Raw genomic sequence first — 17626 nt, 5'->3', positions numbered from 1 at the left:
ATCGGCAATCCGGATGAAACAATGAATCAACACCAACAATCAGCTATTTCTGCATCGACACTGTACGTGGTGCCCACCCCCATCGGTAACCTGGGGGATATGACTCATCGGGCCATAGAGGTACTGAAAAGCGTCGATCTGATTGCGGCGGAAGATACGCGCCATACCGGGTTGCTGCTGCAACACTTTGCTATTAGCGCGCGGTTGTTTGCGCTGCACGACCATAACGAACAGCAGAAGGCGGACCAACTGCTGGCAAAACTGCAGGAAGGCCAAAGCATAGCATTGGTGAGTGACGCAGGCACGCCACTGATTAACGATCCGGGTTATCACCTGGTGCGCCGTTGCCGCGAAGCGGGGATCCGCGTCGTGCCGCTGCCGGGCGCCTGTGCTGCCACCACCGCGCTGTGTGCCGCCGGTGTGGCTTCCGATCGTTTCTGCTACGAAGGCTTCCTGCCAGCCAAAACCAAAGGCCGTAAGGATACCCTGCTGGCGCTGGCAGAGGAACCGCGAACGCTGATTTTCTACGAATCAACCCACCGTTTGCTGGAAAGTTTGCAGGACATGGTCACCGTGTGGGGGCCACAGCGCTACGTGGTGCTGGCGCGTGAACTGACCAAAACCTGGGAATCGATTCACGGTGCCCCGGTGGGGGAACTGCTGGCCTGGGTGCTGGAAGATGAGATGCGCCGCCGGGGGGAGATGGTGCTGATTGTGGAAGGGCACAAGGCGCAGGAGGACGATTTGCCGCTCGAAGCGCTGCGTACCCTGGCTCTGCTGCAAAAAGAGCTGCCGTTGAAAAAGGCGGCGGCGTTAACTGCAGAGATCCACGGCGTGAAGAAAAATGCGCTGTATAAACATGCGCTAGAGCAGCAGGAACAGTAAAGCGGTTGACCTGCTGGCGCAGCAACGCTACTATCCGCGCCGGAGTTGACTAGACAGTCGCCGCTTCATTGCCGTCCTCTTCGGGGGAGACAGATGGAGGGGAGGAAAGTCCGGGCTCCATAGGGCAGGGTGCCAGGTAACGCCTGGGAGGCGCAAGCCTACGACTAGTGCAACAGAGAGCAAACCGCCGATGGCCCGCGCAAGCGGGATCAGGTAAGGGTGAAAGGGTGCGGTAAGAGCGCACCGCGCGGCTGGCAACAGTCCGTGGCACGGTAAACTCCACCCGGAGCAAGGCCAAATAGGGGTTCACATGGTACGGCCCGTACTGAACCCGGGTAGGCTGCTTGAGCCAGTGAGCGATTGCTGGCCTAGAGGAATGACTGTCCACGACAGAACCCGGCTTACCGGTCAGCTCCCTCTATACAGATAACCCCGCGTGACGAGAGTCGCGCGGGGTTTTTCTTTATCTGTACCCTACACCGGCAAATCAATCAGCAGCGCACGTAGCGGCGCTTCGGCCTGGATGGTGAGGCGGTTTTCCTCGCGGATAAACGCACCGTCTCCACAGGTCAGGCGCTGGCTCTGGTGATGGTCGCCATTGACCTCAACGGTACCGTGGATCGATTGCAGGTAGGCTCGTGGCCCATGCAGAGTAAGCGTCTGCTGTGCTCCCGCCGGTAAGTTCAAATGATGTATCCAGACCTGTTGGCGCAGTTGCAGGCTGCCTTGGGCACCATCTGGTGAGGCCAGTAGCGTATAGGGCTGATCTGGCAGGCTCAAACGCTGCACACGTTCGTTACTGCGCTCCGGACAGGCATCCAGCCACAGCTGCATCCGGGTCAGTGGCGTGCTGCTGCTGACGTTCTGTTCGCTATAGCTAAGCCCCGGTTGCGTAGCCAGCAATAACGCCTCTCCTGCACCTGCGCGTACGGTATTGCCGTCGCTGTCCCGGTATTCGGCTTCACCTTGCAGGATCAGATTCAGGATATCTACGTTGGGATAGGTGCGTGGCTGGAAGGCGGCACCCGGTGCCAATACCTCTTGATTCAGTACCCGCAGCGACGCATAGCCCATCAGTTTGGGATCGAAGTAGTGGCCAAAGGAAAAGGTATAACGAGCCTGCAGCCAACCAAAGTCAGCTTGCCCGCATTGTTGTGCTGTTCTGCATGTGATCATGGCAATCGGCTCTCTAAATTCATTCTCTTGATGGTAAGCATCTGGACGGCGGATTGTTAGCCAGTTAATCTGGTCGGTATATTCAAATTTCCTGATAGAGAGTTTCGATGGCCAGAGATCGGGCGTTAACGCTTGAAGCGCTTAGGGTTATGGATGCGATCGACCGCCGTGGCAGCTTTGCCGCCGCCGCCGATGAACTGGGGCGAGTGCCTTCGGCGCTCAGCTACACCATGCAAAAATTGGAAGAAGAACTGGATGTGGTGCTGTTTGACCGATCTGGGCATCGCACCAAATTTACCAACGTTGGTCGCATGCTGCTTGAGCGTGGCCGCGTACTGCTCGAGGCGGCGGACAAGCTGACGACCGATGCAGAAGCATTGGCGCGGGGGTGGGAAACTCATCTCACCATCGTCAGCGAAGCGCTGTCCCCTGCCTACAAGCTGTTCCCTTTGGTCGATAAGCTGGCGCTGAAGGCCAATACTCAGGTTTCGATCTTTACCGAAGTGTTGGCTGGGGCATGGGAGCGGCTGGAGCAAGGGCGGGCCGATATCGTTATTGCGCCGGATATGCACTTTCGCGCCTCTTCTGAAATCAACACCCGCAAGCTGTATAAGGTGATGAGCGTGTACGTTGCCGCACCGGAACATCCGATCCACCTGGAGCCGGAGCCGCTGTCGGAGCTGACGCGGGTGAAATACCGTGGCATTGCGGTGGCGGATACCGCGCGGGAGCGGCCAGTGTTGACGGTGCAATTGCTGGATAAACAGCAGCGCCTGACGGTGAGCACCATCGAAGATAAGCGCCGCGCTTTGCTGGCCGGACTGGGAGTGGCCACCATGCCTTATCAGATGGTGGAGAAGGATATCGAGCAGGGGCGTTTACGTGTGGTGGGGCCGGAATATAGCCGTGAGGCAGACATTATCATGGCCTGGCGGCGCGACAGTATGGGCGAGGCTAAATCCTGGTTCCTACGCGAAATCCCGCGTCTGTTTGCACGCGAGGAGAATCAGTAACTTCTTCGCATTTTTGCATTGTGTAGACCCCTCACCCTAACCCTCTCCCACAGGGAGAGGGGACCGATCGAGTTCGTTAATTGCTTTGCGTAATACCTTGCCTTTCTTGTTTTTACTCCCGATTTTCCGAAGTTGTACGAGCCAACCAAGGTCACCGGGCAGCTCCCTCTCCCTGTGGGAGAGATACCGTCTTGTCGGCTATCCGGCAAGCGGTATTTCCGCATTAAATGTCTTTCCTGATTTCACCACACCATAGGCCAGTTGCAGCAACTTTCGCATCGCCGCACACACTCTTTCTTTGCCCGACTTCCCACGCAACTTTAGCCTTTCTGTTAAGTCTTTAACCACAACATTGTATTGGCCTGCCACTACCGCGGGCATGTATAACGCACTTCGCAGCTCACCGTGCCCCACTTTCGATAACCGGCTTTTCCCTTTAAACATCCCCGACTCACATCGCTGTGGATTCAGTCCTGCGTACGCTACCAGGGCCTTGCTGCTGGTGAACCGACGCAGGTTTCCTGCGAAGGCCAGCAGGCTGGAGCTCAGCATCTCTCCCACTCCAGGGATACTTTTTAGCAACTCGCTGTCCCGTTTCAGGTCAGGGTTATCATCGATGTGCTGACTGATTTTCTTTTTCGTTTCTCGTATCAGTTCATCCAACGTGGCGATGTGCTCATTGAGTGAAGGGACGATGACTGCTTCGGCCACCTCCAGGCGATTTTCTTCCATCTGACGCATCTCTTCCAGGTTCTTAAGATGCCTGACCAACGCGGTCAACTGGCGCTCGCTCAACGGGGCTGGGAACCACGGGGCAGGCTGATGCAGTGCGCAGTAGCGGGCTATCATCGCTGCATCGCTTTTGTCCGTTTTGTTCCGGGCCAGTTCTGTATTGCCGAAGGAATGGATACACGCCGGGTTCATCAGACTGACGTGGTAGTTGTTGTCTGCCAGATAAGTGGCCAGTTCCGTGCTGTAGCTCCCGGTGGCTTCCATACAGACATGACAGTCGCCAAAGCGGCTCAACCAGGCTGCGAACTCGCGGCATCCAGAAGGGGTATTGGCAAACTTTTTGGTTTTATACTTCTGATTGTCCAGCAGTACGGCGACATCAAATTTGTGTTTAGCGATATCAACGCCGACAGGGGTTCTACGCATTATGGCACTCCATAACCATGTCTGAAATTTATCGCCGGACCATCCTTATATGTAGGTGCTCATAGGCACAGGATACCGTTCGGTCTACAAGGCGACAGGGAAATAGACAGCCGGGGCACAATCTCTCCCACGGGCTCATAGGCACTAGGGTTAGGGGGAGCTCACCGGCTATCTCCCGATGATCAGTCGGGGATCTTCTCCGCTAAGGCGGAGAAGATCAAGACATAAGGGTTGGGGTGAGGGGAACCGCGATTGCCGGCTCCCCTGACTCGCAGCAATCTGCAATCAACCAAAACGTACATCGCGCCCGTGGGGTTCATCCAGATCCTGCGCGGGGCCGATCGAAATGATCCCGTGGGGGTTGATGGTGGCATGGCTGCGATAATAGTGGTTGCGGATATGCGCCATATCCACCGTTTCGGCAATCCCCGGCATCTGGTAGATATCGCGCAGGAAGCCGTACAGGTTGAGATAGTCGCTGATGCGGCGCTGGTCGCATTTGAAATGAGTGACGTAGACCGGATCGAAACGGATCAGTGTAGTCCACAGGCGGAGATCGGCCTCGGTAAGTCGATCACCGGTCAGATAACGGTGCTGGCTGAGGATCTGCTCCAACTGATCCAAAGAGGCAAACACGCCGTTCACCGCTTCGTCATAGGCCTCCTGGCTGGTAGCAAAACCGGCCTTGTACACCCCGTTGTTCACCGAATCGTAAATCCAGCCGTTGAGCGAATCGATCTTTTCACGCAGCTCTGCCGGATAGTAATCTCCAGCTCGTGCGCCGACGGCGTCGAAAGCGCTGTTCAACATGCGGATGATATCGGCAGACTCATTGCTGACGATGGTCTGTTGCTGTTTATCCCACAGCACTGGCACGGTAACGCGGCCACTGTACTGCGGATCGGCCCGTAGATAGAGCTGATAAAGAAAATCGGAGTGATACAGCGCATCACCGGTTGCAGCAGGGAAATCCTGGCCGAAGGTCCAGCCGTTTTCCAACATCAATGGATGTACCACGGAAATCGGAATGATTTGCTCCAGTCCCTTCAGCTTGCGCATCAGCAGAGTACGATGTGCCCAAGGGCAAGCCAGGGAAACGTACAGATGGTAGCGATCTTGCTCGGCTTTAAAACCGGCCTTGCCATATTCTCCCGCAGCGCCGTCCGGCGTGACCCAATTGCGAAACTGTGAGGTTGAACGTTTGAAACGGCCCCCGGTGGATTTGGTGTCATACCAGGTGTCTTGCCAAACGCCATCAACGAGTTGTCCCATGAGATCCTCCAATGTGTCTGAGAGAAAAAGTCAAAAGGCCCGGCGTTGAGCCGAGCCTTTCGTCGATACTATAAGCTTACCACTTTTTGTTCAAAATGCGGTCAATGCTGAAGCCGCCAGGGCCTGCAACCGCCAGCACGATGAAGCCACCGGCAATGGTCAGGTTTTTCATAAACATCAGCTGGTTCACGCCTTCGGCAAAGTTGGTGTGGAACAGCAGAGCGGTCAGAATGGTGAAACCGGCCGTGAACAGCGCCACGGTACGGGTCAGGAAGCCGAACAGGATTGCCAGGCCACCGCCGAACTCCAGCAGGATGGTCAGTGGCAACAAGAAGCCAGGTACGCCCATAGACTGCATGTATTGTTGGGTGCCAGCATAGGCGTCACCCATTTTGCCGTAACCTGCAACGATAAACAGGATTGGCATCAGAATACGAGCAACCAGCAAACCTGCATCTTCTAATTTCTTCATCATTAACTCCAAAAAGTGTTGTTGCTTGCCAATCTTGGCATTGGTACCGCCAGGGGGCCTGTAGCCGCCATGTCCGGTTGATGGAGTGAATGTTAGACGGGAATGCTGCGGGTTGTTAGCAAGTAAAACTGTCGTAATTTTTCAAAAAATCTGAATATTAAAAAATCGATAAAAGTAGTTATAAATCATTTAATTAACGATTGTTAAGGCATGCTTGGATAAAATCCACGTAAATAAAAGGGATTACCAACGGGATAATTGAACCTGTTACGGCGCGGTTATTTTTTGGGAAGGGTGTTACGGATCAGACGAACGGTGCCCCAGACGCTGAGCGCCCGCCGTGACCAGCGGATCAATTTGCTAGGATGGCGTATGCCGTACAGCGCAATCACGCTGGAGCCAATAGCCATATATTTACGCAGCCCATATAAGGTCTGCCAGCTGCGATCAAAGGATTCGGTCTTTTGCAGCCACTGGCTTTTGTTGGCGGCCAGATCCAGACGTTGTTGCTGGATCTGCCGGATGAGTTGCTCTTTTCTGCGTTCACGGTACTGGCGGCGATTCATGTTTCTCCTCCAGTTCAGCACGGTCGAGTTCCAATTGCTGACGTGTTGCCCCTAACAGTGTCGAACGGCGAGCCTTGGACAGTGTCCAGACAAGCCCCACAACGGCCAGGAACAGCAGAACGGCGGTAGTGGTGCCCAACGCCATCAGGCGATAAGCGGGGTCGATGGCCCAGAAGATGAGGATTAACAGGCTCATCAGGCCGAATGCGGTAAACAGCAGGGTAAGCCCCGCCATCATCAGCAACTGAATGAGGTTGGCTTTCTCCTCTTCCAGCTCGATAACGGCCAGACGCACCCGGGTTTCCACCATGCCGACCATAATGGTGACAATCCGTTGGGCGATATCCAGGACCCCTTTACCGGGGCCCTGAGCGCGCGTTTGCGGCTGCTCTGCCATAATCAGCGGCGCGCGAGCAGAACGCCTAACACCACGCCAACCGCGGCGCCGATACCGATACCGGTCCACGGGTTTTCACGCACGTAATCATCGGCCTGGCCGGCCATCTGCTTGGTTTGGTGAGCCAGTTTGTCACCAGCATCGCTCAGACGGGCACGGGTTTCTTTCAGTGCGCCTTCTGCTTTGGAGCGCAGTTTGTCCAGTTCAGCTTTAGGTTTATCGGTGGAAGAGTTCAGCACTTCTTCCAGCGTATCGGCCAGGGACTTCAGTTCAGCGCGTAAATTTTCTGCATGTGAATCATGTGCCATTTCGATAACTCCTTAACATTAACTTCGACAGACTTTTAACATAGCGGATTTATTCACTTAAGCAAAGGGCTTATCCCCGGTGGATATCACTAACCAATGTCATTATAGGCTGGTAAAATCCCGCCAGATGGGGCTCTTAGCGATAAATCCGCTAATATAAAAAATTATTCGGCCTGCGCGGCTTTCAGCTCAGCCTGAGCTTCTGCCAGCTTTCTCTGTTTGTTGGCGATTTTATCTGCCTTGCCGGTTTCCTGAGCCTCTTTCAGCTCCTGCTCACGCTCGGCCACTTTCTCCTGCTTATCAGCAATCTTCTTCTGGCGATCGGCTTGTAAACCGGACTCGGTGCAGTGGGTTTGTACTTCGCTCAGGGCTTTTTGCAGGCCTGCCACGCGGTGGCTGTTGCCGTGTTTAGTGGCATAATCGATCTGGGTCTGGATCTCCTGGGCTTTGCTGGCACAAGTCTCGGCCGCTGCCTGTGAAAGCGCAGAAAAAGTGAACAGGGGAATAGCCAGTAACAAAGTGTGGCGTAATTTCATGATTTCAATTCCTTAATGCTGGGAGATAACAAGGATGCTCCCGGTTTCCTGCTGCCCAAGGGGCAGTGCGATAGGCGGCCTACGCGGCTGACCCATGCAGACAAACAGCATAGTCATAAATTGCGTAGAACCCCAAAAGTTGAGACTGCCGGTATTTCTCATTCGGCTCAATGTGAAGGGGCGCTGTATGCTGCGCCCGCTAAGGCAATCCCTGCAATGTGAAGGGATTATCCCAGATCAAGTGGCGTACGTGCAAATTTACGCACCCAGCGGCCGGGGAAAGGAGACTCGTTCAGGGCAATGGTATAACCGGGGGGCAGGATGTTTTCCAGGGCTTCGCGGGCCAGCAACTGTTGCTCAGGGGAATCCAGACGGATCACAAGGCCATCGCCCTCAGGCGTAATGCTTTTGATGCGGATACCGCGTTCATCCAGGCGCTGATAGACGTAAAAACCATCTGGCAACGATAGACCCTGCTGAGCCGCATGAATACGCAGCTCGTTTTCCGTACGTAAAATGTATGGCGCCAGCACGGCGGCCAATGCCAGCAATAGCAATGAAAGCAGCAGTGCGTATTGCCAGCGGGGGCGTTTGGCTATCACGCGTCTTTCCCTGCACGGTCGGCGCGCTTTTTACGCCACAGTACCACCAGAGAACCGACCAGCCCGGCGACCAGTAGCACCAGTGGCAGCATCATCAGGCCGAACATCAACTGGTCTTCATACTTGCGGAACATCGGGGTTTTCCCGAGGGCAAAACCGACCGATACCAGGATCAGAACCCACAGCAGGCCGCTCATCCAGTTAAAGAACTGGAAGCGTGCGTTGCTCAAACCAGACAACCCGGCAATGGTAGGCAACAGCGTACGGACGAAAGCCAGGAAACGGCCAACCAGCAGGGCCGACAGGCCATGACGGTGGAACAACTGGTGGGCACGCTGATGGTAATGGGCCGGTAGATGAGCTAGCCAACCCTGTACCGTAGGCGTATTGCCTAGCCATCGGCCTTGTATGTAGCTAACCCAGCACCCCAGGCTGGCTGCGGTGGTCAGGATAAGAATGGTCACCGGGAAATTCATGGTGCCTTTGGCGACCAGGACGCCGACCAGGATCAGCAGGCTATCACCCGGCAGGAAGGCGGCGGGCAGCAGGCCATTTTCCAGAAATAAAATCATAAACAGCAAGACGTACAGCGTCCAGACCAACGAGGGGTTGGCCAGCGTTTCAAAGTCTTGCTGCCATAAGGCATCCAATAGTTGCTTAATGATATCCATCCGGTGTTCCTAAAAACGTCATTGTTATTTTCGTTCAGCAGCTGGGGGCGGTAAGCTCGCGGAGGCCCTGGCTGCTGAAGATGATGAACGGTGTTGCTTTATTCTTTGGTTCTAATGGGGCGACACCGGATCATGAGTGATACGTTAGCGAGCCACGGTAAAGTATGTTGCTTTCTTTCCAACCCCCGAGCCTGCTTTGCTGCTGCGGGAAGTTCAGCGTCCAATTGACCTGCCGCAACCGGTTAGGGGCTGGGTTATCTGCCTGCGGTTGAGGCCACAGGCGGTAGCCCAGATCCGTTGCTAAAGTATAGGCCGGAACCGACTGGGACGGGGCCTGCAACGAGCTGGGGTAGGAATGCATCTGGGGCAAAGACAGCAGTAGTTTGCTGAGGGGCTTGCGGCGGAGTTCACTGTGCGGACGGTAATCCTGATCGTAGGGGGAAACCACATGCTCATCAAGTAATGCCTGAGCATTTAACGCGGAGGCTAAGGCTGCGGTTTGTGCTGCATAGAGCTTTGGGCCGGAGACCGAAACGGTCCAGCAGGAAAGAGCAATAAGCATGGCAAACAACCAGCGCATGTATTCGCGTTCCACCCCAAAGTCAGTCGATAAAAAAGTGGGCTAACTCTACCAAAATAGCACGATTGGCAACAGGGAAATCTACGCGGTCGCTGGGGAAATATCGCGCAGTGGGCGGCTGTACCGGGATCGATTCAGCCGTTTTTACAATACCTGACATTCGGTACGATTTCTTGACGCCAAAATCCTATTTGGTGGGGGTGGCCATGTTATCCAAATGGATCACCGGATTCTCGGCAAACAGGTAGCGATCGGCGTTGTATTCGAAATCGTCGGTGGTGGCATTGAACAGCATCTGCTTGGTATTTTCCAGATGTTGCCACATGGCCAGTTTGGCACCGTGAGGATCTTTACGTATCAGCGCTTTAAGGATCTCATCGTGATCGTCGCACCAGCTGGCAATGGAACGCTCATCGATGTGTTCGTGCAGTTTGATCCAGTAAGGGTTGCTGACACGCTGAGCCCACATTTTTTCCACTATGGTGGCCATGGCGGTATTCTGGGTCGCCAGCGCGACCTGCACATGGAATTTGAGATCCCACTGCGAATCGCGGAAGCGATCCTCTTTGCGCGCTTGCTCCTGGATCTCCATCAGTTGGACGATATCCTGCTTGGTCACCTGGGTGGCGGCGAACTCGGCGATGTTACTTTCGATCAACTGGCGGGCCTGTAGCAGTTCAAAAGGCCCAGACGTAGCGAATTCGAGGCTTTCGCCCGGTACCACCAGGTGCTTCTGCTGGTTGGAGATCACATGGATGCCCGAGCCTTTGCGCACTTCTACGTAACCTTCTACCTCCAGCATGATGATCGCCTCACGCACCACGGTGCGGCTAACGTTCATCTCTTCTGCGATATAACGCTCGGCTGGCAGTTTCTCACCGACAGGGTAGACCCCGCCCTCAATGCGCCGTTTTAGTTCGGCGGCCAATTGCTGATAAAGGCGTCTGGTTTCAGTGAATTCCATAGTGAATACTCGGTGGTAGAAGGGCGTGATGCCATAGGACCTGTTATACCACTTATCCGTTGTGGCTGCTAGCGAGTCAGATGCGAAAAGCCCGGCACAAAGGCCGGGCTGTGGGGGTTAACTGCTGGCATTTGCCGTTTGTAATCGCTCCTGTTCCAGCTCGGAAACCGGCTTGTTTTGCAGCACGGTCCAGATCACGATGGCGGCCAGAATATCGAACACCGACAGGGCGGCGAACAGCGGACTGAAGCCTATGGTGTCAGCCAATGCGCCAACCACCAGAGCGAACATGGTGCTCGCCGTCCATGCAGCCATACCTGTCAGCCCGTTGGCGGTAGCGACTTCGTTGCGGCCAAAGACGTCCGACGACAGGGTGATCAGCGCGCCGGAAAGTGCCTGGTGGGCAAAGCCCCCGATGCACAGTAAGGCGATGGCGACATAAGGGCTGGTGAACAAGCCGATCATGCCTGGGCCAATCATTAGTACAGCGCCCAGGGTGACCACCAGTTTGCGTGAGACGATCAGGTTGACGCCGAAATGCTTTTGGAAGAATGGCGGCAGATAGCCACCCAGGATGCAGCCGAAATCGGCGAACAGCATCGGCATCCAGGCGAACATGGCAATTTCTTTCAGGTTAAAGCCGTAAGCCTTGAACATGAACAGCGGGATCCAGGCGTTGAAGGTCCCCCAGGCGGGCTCTGCCAGGAAACGCGGTAACGCAATACCCCAGAACTGGCGGTTACGCAGGATCTGCCAGGCGGACATCTTCTTGGCATTGCTGGTCTGGTGGTGCGCTTCCTGACCATCCAGAATGTAGCTACGTTCTTCGGAACTGAGTTTCTTCTGGTCTTTCGGGTGTTTATAGAAGATCAGCCAGCAGATGGCCCAGATCAGGCTCAGGACACCGGTAATGATAAACGCCATTTCCCAGCTATGTGCCACAATCGCCCAGACCACCAAGGGGGGAGCAAGCATCGCGCCCACCGAGGAGCCGACGTTAAAGTAACCCACCGCGATGGAGCGCTCTTTGGCCGGGAACCATTCGCTACTGGCTTTCAGCCCGGCAGGGATCATCGCCGCTTCGGCCATACCAACCGCACCACGGGCCATCGCCAGACCGACCCAGCTGTTGGCCAGCGCGGTGCCCATACAGAAGATGGCCCACAGGATGGCAAACATCGCATAGCCGATTTTAGTGCCTAGCACGTCGAGGATATAGCCTGCAACGGGCTGCATCAGGGTATAGCAGGCTGAATAGGCGGCAACAATATAGGAATACTGTTGGGTCGTGATCCCCAGTGAACCTTCCAGCGAGGGGGCGGCGACGGACATCGCATTGCGGGTCAGATAACCGAGCACGGTGCCGATAGTCACCAGGCCGATCATATACCAGCGTAAGCCTTTAATTTTACGCATCCCAAATCTCTCCCAGTCTTAATATTTCGGCCACCGGCAAGCCCGCGGCGGTCATGGTGGTGATTCCCTTTCATCTGGTTGCCGGTATTCCGCTTACCGACGCCGCCCTGCGCGTTGTCATCGAACCGTGGTTATAAACCAGTAGCAGGGTGGCGAGAAGATAACTTGTCATACAGATTTAAAGGTTGAGTGATATCACAAAAACCATTATTTTTTTAAGTGATAATGCTTGGCATCATATGGCATTGATTTAATAGGGGGTTGTTTGAATAGGCATTTGGAAGCCCTCATGATGGGTTAACCCAGGTGAAATTTAGCTAGACTCTACGATAAATTGGTGTGATAACTTTCAGAAAGTTGACAGCAAGGCTAGCCAGGACAAAAGGTGAGGAACCCACAATGGCCACGTTTTTGAGCGATGATTTCTTGTTAGACAGTGAATTTGCCCGCCGCCTATATCATGACTATGCAGCGGATCAGCCTATTTTCGACTATCACTGCCATTTGCCACCGCAACAGATTGCCGAAAACACTCGTTTTAAAAACATGTACGATATCTGGCTGAAGGGCGACCACTATAAGTGGCGCGCGATGCGCACCAACGGCGTGGCTGAACGCCTGTGCACCGGCGATGCCTCTGACCGTGAAAAATTTGATGCCTGGGCGGCAACGGTGCCGCATACCATCGGCAACCCGCTGTATCACTGGACGCACCTGGAACTGCGCCGCCCGTTTGGCATCACCGGCAAGCTGCTCTCCCCGACTACCGCAGATGAAATCTGGCAGCGCGGCAATGAACTGTTGTCGCAGGAGGCTTTCAGCGCTCGCGGCATCATGAAACAGATGAAGGTGAAAATGGTGGGCACCACTGACGATCCGATCGACGATCTGCGCCACCATCAAACCATCGCCGCCGACAGCAGCTTCGATATCAAAGTCTTGCCAAGCTGGCGCCCAGATAAGGCCTTCAATATTGAAGCCGCTGGGTTTAATGACTATATGCGACAGCTGGAAGCCGCCGCAGACACGTCCATCAGCCGCTTCAGCGATTTGTGCGATGCGTTGAAAAAACGCCTGGATCACTTTGCCGCTCACGGTTGCAAGGTTTCGGATCACGCGTTAGACGTGGTGATGTACGGCGAGGCCGATGAGGCAACCCTAGACAAGATCCTGGCCCAGCGCCTCAGCGGAGAGTTGCCAACGCCACAGCAGGTTGCCCAGTTCAAGACCGCCGTCCTGCTGTTCCTGGCTGCTGAATATCAGCGCCGCGAATGGGTGCAGCAATACCACATCGGCGCATTGCGTAATAACAATAGCCGGATGTTCACTACTATCGGCCCGGATATTGGCTTCGATTCCATCAACGATCAGCCGGTAGCCGAATCACTGTCGCGCCTGCTGGATGCTCAAGCCAAGCAGGGGGCGTTGCCGAAGACCATTCTTTACTGCCTGAACCCACGGGATAACGAAGTGATCGGCACCATGGTCGGCAACTTCCAGGGGGAAGGTACGCCGGGCAAGATCCAGTTTGGTTCAGGCTGGTGGTTTAACGATCAGAAAGACGGCATGCAGCGCCAGATGACGCAGTTGGCGCAGCTTGGGCTACTTAGCCGCTTTGTGGGCATGCTGACCGACAGCCGCAGCTTCCTTTCCTACACGCGTCACGAATACTTCCGCCGTATCCTGTGCCAGATGATTGGCCGCTGGGTGGAAGATGGCGAAGCACCGGCGGATATTGCGTTGCTGGGTGAGATGGTGAAAAACATCTGCTTCGATAATGCCAAACACTATTTTGCTATCGAATTAGCGTAGTTACAGCTCGAGGTTGGTTTATGCAAAGCATCATAAAAATCCATGCAAAAGATAATGTGGCGGTTGCACTGTGTGATTTGGCGGCTGGTGACCAGCCTGTCTGGGAAGGGCAGGCGATCACACTGGCGCAAGACGTTGCTCGGGGGCACAAGTTTGCCCTTGAACCGATCGCTGCCGGTGAGATGATCGTCAAGTATGGCTTGCCGATCGGTTATGCGCTGGAGGCCATTGCTGCGGGCGAACATATTCATTCGCAAAATGCCAAAACCAACCTGAGCGATCTCGATAGCTACCAGTATCAACCGGAGTTCCAGACCTTACCGGCGCAGGCGGCAGATCGTGACGTACAGATTTACCGCCGCAGCAACGGTGAGGTAGGGATCCGCAACGAACTGTGGATCATCCCGACCGTGGGCTGTGTAAACGGCATCGCCCGTCAGATCCTGCAGAGTTTTCTGAAGGAAACCGGGGAAGCAGAAGGGATCGACGGCGTGCATCTGTTCAGCCACCCCTTCGGCTGCTCACAGCTCGGGCAGGATCATGAAAATACCCGTACCATGCTGCAAAATATGGTGCGTCACCCCAATGCGGGTGCGGTTCTGGTGATTGGCCTGGGCTGTGAGAACAACCAGGTGGATGCCTTCCGCAGTACCCTGGGTGAGTTTGATGAGCAGCGCGTACGCTTTATGGTTTGCCAGCAACAGGATGATGAAGTTGCCGACGGATTGGCACATTTGCATGCGTTATACCAGATTATGCGCGACGATCGTCGCCAGCAGGGAAAACTCAGCGAGCTGAAGTTTGGCCTGGAATGTGGGGGATCGGACGGTTTATCGGGGATCACGGCAAACCCGTTATTGGGCTGCTTCTCGGATTATGTGATTGCCAACGGCGGCACCACGGTGCTGACCGAAGTACCGGAAATGTTTGGTGCCGAGCGCATTCTGATGAGCCGCTGCCGTGATGAAGAGACCTTTGAAAAAACCGTCAGCATGGTCAACGACTTCAAACAGTATTTTATTGCCCACAACCAACCGATTTACGAGAACCCTTCGCCGGGCAACAAGGCGGGTGGCATCACCACGTTAGAAGAGAAATCTCTGGGCTGTACCCAAAAAGCCGGGCAGAGCCAGGTGGTGGACGTGTTGAAATACGGTGAACGCCTGCGTCTGCCGGGGCTGAACCTGCTGAGTGCGCCGGGCAATGATGCGGTCGCTACCAGCGCGCTGGCGGGAGCCGGATGCCATATGGTGCTGTTCAGCACCGGGCGGGGGACGCCTTACGGTGGCTTTGTGCCAACGGTGAAGCTGGCGACCAACTCGGAGCTGGCAGCGAAGAAGCCGCACTGGATCGATTTTGACGCAGGCCGCCTGATCCACGGCTTGCCGATGGCGCAGATGCTGGAGCAGTTTGTCGATCTGATCGTGGACATTGCCGATGGGGCACCGGCGCGTAATGAAGTGAATGATTTCCGCGAGTTGGCGATCTTTAAAAGCGGTGTCACGTTGTAAAGCCTAGCCGGCGGGAGTAGCATAAAACGGCGTTTTGTTTTAAACGCCTTGCTACTACCGCCCCAGGATCTCCCTAATGACGTTTTATTGGTTTGCGCAGTCTGTTGGCGTGCTGGCTTTTTTGGTCGGTATCACCAGCTTTTTTAATCGCGATGACCAGCGTTTCAAACTGCAGCTGTCGGGCTACAGCCTGATTATCGGCATTCACTTTATCCTGATGGGGGCGAATGCCGCAGGGAGTAGCGCTCTGCTTAGCGCCTGCCGCAACCTGGTTTCGATGAAGACTCGCAGCCTATGGGTGATGTGGATCTTTATCTCCCTTACGCTGATCATTGGTTTATCCCGCTTCCACCACTGGATCGAACTGCTACCGATTTGCGGCACGACCGTCAGCACCTGGGCCTTGTTCCGCACCCGGGGTTTGACCACCCGCTGCGTAATGTGGTGCTCAACGGCCTGTTGGGTCACCCACAACATCTGGCTTGGCTCGATCGGGGGTTCGCTGATTGAAGGCAGTTTCCTGCTGATGAACGGTTTCAACATTATCCGCTTCCGCCGCCTGCAACTGCGCGGCATCGATCCTTTTGCGGTCGAAAAAAAGGCGTCTGATGAAGAGTGCCAGACCCCTCACCCTAACCCTCTCCCACAGGGAGAGGGGACCGATCGAGTGGATTTGAAATTGTAGTGACTCATTGGATGAGGGGGGATCGAGTTTGCTGAGATTGCCTTTCTACTTGCAAAAGAGCAGGGACTAACAGCTCCCTCTCCCTGTGGGAGAGGGTTGGGGTGAGGGGATTTAGCGAATTTTCAGCGGATCTTCATTGGCCAAACGCTGGTCTTCTGCCTGACAGGCTGCTGCGGTAAACAGCACGTCGGTGGAGGAGTTGAGCGCGGTTTCAGCCGAGTCCTGCAGTACGCCGATGATAAAGCCGACGGCAACGACCTGCATTGCAATTTCATTGGGAATACCGAACATGTTGCAAGCCAGCGGGATCAACAGCAGTGAACCACCGGCCACGCCGGAAGCCCCACAGGCGCAGATCGCCGCAACCACGCTCAGCAGCAGTGCAGTCGGCACATCTACAGGAATGCCCAGCGTATGAACCGCCGCCAGCGTCAACACGGTGATGGTGATCGCGGCACCGGCCATGTTGATGGTCGCCCCTAACGGAATAGAAACCGAATAGGTATCTTCGTTCAGATTCAGCTTTCTGCTCAGTTCCATATTCACCGGAATGTTGGCTGCGGAGCTGCGGGTAAAGAAGGCGGTAACGCCGCTTTCGCGCAGGCAGGTGAACACCAGTGGATAAGGATTACGGCGGATCTTCCAGTAAACGATCAGCGGGTTCAGCACCAACGCCACCAGCAGCATACAGCCGATCAGCACGAACAGTAGTTGAGCATAGCCCCACAGTGCGCTGAAGCCGGTATCGGCCAGGGTCGATGCCACCAGGCCAAAGATACCCAGCGGCGCAAAGCGGATCACCGCACGAACCACCATAGTCACGGCATGGGACATATCGGTGATTAACGATTTGGTGTTATCAGAGGCATGGCGCAGCGCCAGCCCCAGACCCACGGCCCAGGCCAGGATGCCGATATAGTTGGCGTTGATCAGCGCATGGAATGGGTTCGCCACCACGCTCATCAGCAAGCCTTTGAGCACTTCAACGATGCCACCCGGCGGATTGATGTCGGTGGTGCCCACGGCCAGCGCCAGCGTTGAGGGGAAAATAAAGCTGATCACCACGGCGGTCAGCGCGGCGGCAAAGGTACCCAGCAGGTAGAGGAACAGGATGGGGCGGATATTGGTTTTTTGGCCCTGCTTATGGTTGGCAATGGAGGCCATGACCAACACCAGTACCAGCAGCGGTGCCACCGCCTTCAGCGCGCCAACGAACAGCGAGCCGAGCAGGCCAACGGCTGCTGCTGCGGCTGGCGAAACCAGTGCCACCACAATGCCAGCTACCAGGCCGATCAATATTTGTTTAACCAGGCTGCCCTGAGTGATGCGTCGTAATAGTTTATTCATGATGCGCTTGCGTTTCCGCTCCCTGAGAATGTGATGTACAGATTGCTGCGCCTCGGCTGAAACGTGGCCGGGCAACTTATCGTCATATCTGTAACTAAGTATGTTTGCCATGCCAGTATTCAGTAAACGGGGGATCTTGGAAAGGGGAGAAGATGAAATTACCTGCATGGATCAATGATTGATAACATGCTGTTTACATTTGTGTGATCGTCATAACATTTGGCGTTTATGGCTATTTGCCAAATAATCGCGGGG

General features: G+C 55.1%; 19 protein-coding genes and 1 other RNA gene. 6 read left to right on the top strand and 14 right to left on the bottom strand.

Translation table 11 applies throughout. The annotated features are described in order from the left end of the window. Nucleotides 1-21 precede the first annotated feature (21 nt). Together rsmI and rnpB are read left to right on the top strand one after the other, a co-directional pair. Nucleotides 22-885 carry a 16S rRNA (cytidine(1402)-2'-O)-methyltransferase gene (rsmI, locus tag KGP26_RS24955; RefSeq protein ID WP_021180663.1) on the top strand — a complete coding sequence of 288 codons (864 nt, stop codon included), beginning with the start codon at nucleotides 22-24 and terminating at the stop codon, nucleotides 883-885. Nucleotides 886-926: 41 nt separating this feature from the next. After that, an RNA gene (rnpB, locus tag KGP26_RS24950) (RNase P RNA component class A) lies at nucleotides 927-1305 on the top strand. Nucleotides 1306-1359: 54 nt separating this feature from the next. Here rnpB and KGP26_RS24945 read toward each other — a convergent pair. Next, on the bottom strand, nucleotides 1360-2061 hold the full coding sequence (locus KGP26_RS24945; RefSeq protein WP_059198975.1) for a pirin family protein: 702 nt from the start codon (nucleotides 2059-2061) through the stop codon (nucleotides 1360-1362). 107 nt (nucleotides 2062-2168) lie between these two features. On the opposite strand from KGP26_RS24945, the gene KGP26_RS24940 reads away from it, so the two are divergent. Then, nucleotides 2169-3074, top strand: coding sequence for a LysR family transcriptional regulator (locus KGP26_RS24940; RefSeq protein ID WP_021180661.1), 906 nt, complete (start codon nucleotides 2169-2171; stop codon nucleotides 3072-3074). Nucleotides 3075-3272: 198 nt separating this feature from the next. Here the strand turns inward: KGP26_RS24940 and KGP26_RS24935 are convergent, their stop codons facing one another. From KGP26_RS24935 to KGP26_RS24880, 12 genes are all read right to left on the bottom strand, one after another. Continuing rightward, entirely contained in the window at nucleotides 3273-4232 is a 960-nt protein-coding gene (locus KGP26_RS24935; protein ID WP_059199085.1) for an IS110 family transposase, read from the bottom strand. Nucleotides 4233-4517: 285 nt separating this feature from the next. Continuing rightward, nucleotides 4518-5504, bottom strand: a complete 987-nt coding sequence (locus KGP26_RS24930; protein ID WP_223664719.1) for a glutathione S-transferase family protein — start codon at nucleotides 5502-5504, stop codon at nucleotides 4518-4520. Between the two features lie 76 nt (nucleotides 5505-5580). Then, nucleotides 5581-5976: a DoxX family protein gene (locus tag KGP26_RS24925; protein WP_024528174.1), complete on the bottom strand. Its 396-nt coding sequence runs from the start codon at nucleotides 5974-5976 to the stop codon at nucleotides 5581-5583. Between the two features lie 278 nt (nucleotides 5977-6254). Next, nucleotides 6255-6542, bottom strand: a complete 288-nt coding sequence (locus KGP26_RS24920) for a YqjK-like family protein (protein ID WP_021180658.1) — start codon at nucleotides 6540-6542, stop codon at nucleotides 6255-6257. Then, nucleotides 6520-6939, bottom strand: coding sequence for a phage holin family protein (locus KGP26_RS24915; protein WP_021180657.1), 420 nt, complete (start codon nucleotides 6937-6939; stop codon nucleotides 6520-6522). The genes KGP26_RS24920 and KGP26_RS24915 overlap by 23 nt, the downstream gene beginning before the upstream one ends. Nucleotides 6940-6941: 2 nt before the next feature. Next, complete coding sequence (locus tag KGP26_RS24910) at nucleotides 6942-7247, bottom strand: YqjD family protein (protein WP_021180656.1); 306 nt, start codon at nucleotides 7245-7247, stop codon at nucleotides 6942-6944. 164 nt (nucleotides 7248-7411) lie between these two features. Further along, on the bottom strand, nucleotides 7412-7783 hold the full coding sequence (locus KGP26_RS24905) for a DUF1090 domain-containing protein (RefSeq protein ID WP_021806937.1): 372 nt from the start codon (nucleotides 7781-7783) through the stop codon (nucleotides 7412-7414). A 227-nt stretch (nucleotides 7784-8010) separates the two neighbouring features. Beyond that, nucleotides 8011-8382 carry an EnvZ/OmpR regulon moderator MzrA gene (gene mzrA, locus KGP26_RS24900; protein ID WP_037376329.1) on the bottom strand — a complete coding sequence of 124 codons (372 nt, stop codon included), beginning with the start codon at nucleotides 8380-8382 and terminating at the stop codon, nucleotides 8011-8013. Further along, nucleotides 8382-9056 carry a DedA family protein gene (locus KGP26_RS24895; protein ID WP_021180653.1) on the bottom strand — a complete coding sequence of 225 codons (675 nt, stop codon included), beginning with the start codon at nucleotides 9054-9056 and terminating at the stop codon, nucleotides 8382-8384. Before KGP26_RS24895 ends, mzrA begins: the two co-directional genes overlap by 1 nt. Nucleotides 9057-9186: 130 nt before the next feature. Beyond that, nucleotides 9187-9636 carry a hypothetical protein gene (locus KGP26_RS24890; RefSeq protein WP_223664718.1) on the bottom strand — a complete coding sequence of 150 codons (450 nt, stop codon included), beginning with the start codon at nucleotides 9634-9636 and terminating at the stop codon, nucleotides 9187-9189. Nucleotides 9637-9823: 187 nt separating this feature from the next. After that, on the bottom strand, nucleotides 9824-10600 hold the full coding sequence (exuR, locus tag KGP26_RS24885; protein WP_021806934.1) for a transcriptional regulator ExuR: 777 nt from the start codon (nucleotides 10598-10600) through the stop codon (nucleotides 9824-9826). A 117-nt stretch (nucleotides 10601-10717) separates the two neighbouring features. Continuing rightward, nucleotides 10718-12016 (bottom strand): MFS transporter, encoded by a 1299-nt coding sequence (locus tag KGP26_RS24880; RefSeq protein WP_021180651.1) that lies wholly within the window; start codon nucleotides 12014-12016, stop codon nucleotides 10718-10720. 399 nt (nucleotides 12017-12415) lie between these two features. On the opposite strand from KGP26_RS24880, the gene uxaC reads away from it, so the two are divergent. The 3 genes from uxaC to KGP26_RS24865 all read left to right on the top strand — a co-directional run bounded on the left by uxaC (nucleotide 12416) and on the right by KGP26_RS24865 (nucleotide 16024). Then, nucleotides 12416-13828 (top strand): glucuronate isomerase, encoded by a 1413-nt coding sequence (gene uxaC / locus KGP26_RS24875; RefSeq protein WP_223664717.1) that lies wholly within the window; start codon nucleotides 12416-12418, stop codon nucleotides 13826-13828. 20 nt (nucleotides 13829-13848) lie between these two features. Continuing rightward, entirely contained in the window at nucleotides 13849-15339 is a 1491-nt protein-coding gene (locus KGP26_RS24870; protein ID WP_223664716.1) for a UxaA family hydrolase, read from the top strand. Between the two features lie 76 nt (nucleotides 15340-15415). After that, a complete protein-coding gene (locus KGP26_RS24865; protein WP_223664715.1) occupies nucleotides 15416-16024 on the top strand; it encodes a YgjV family protein in 609 nt (202 codons plus the stop codon). 111 nt (nucleotides 16025-16135) lie between these two features. Here KGP26_RS24865 and sstT read toward each other — a convergent pair whose 3' ends face one another. Further along, nucleotides 16136-17371, bottom strand: coding sequence for a serine/threonine transporter SstT (sstT, locus tag KGP26_RS24860; protein WP_021806931.1), 1236 nt, complete (start codon nucleotides 17369-17371; stop codon nucleotides 16136-16138). Nucleotides 17372-17626: the final 255 nt, after the last annotated feature.

The organism is Serratia sp. JSRIV002 (assembly GCF_019968725.1).
GTDB classification, from domain to species: domain Bacteria; phylum Pseudomonadota; class Gammaproteobacteria; order Enterobacterales; family Enterobacteriaceae; genus Chania; species Chania fonticola_B.
This window is presented reverse-complemented; position numbering and strand designations above follow the sequence as displayed.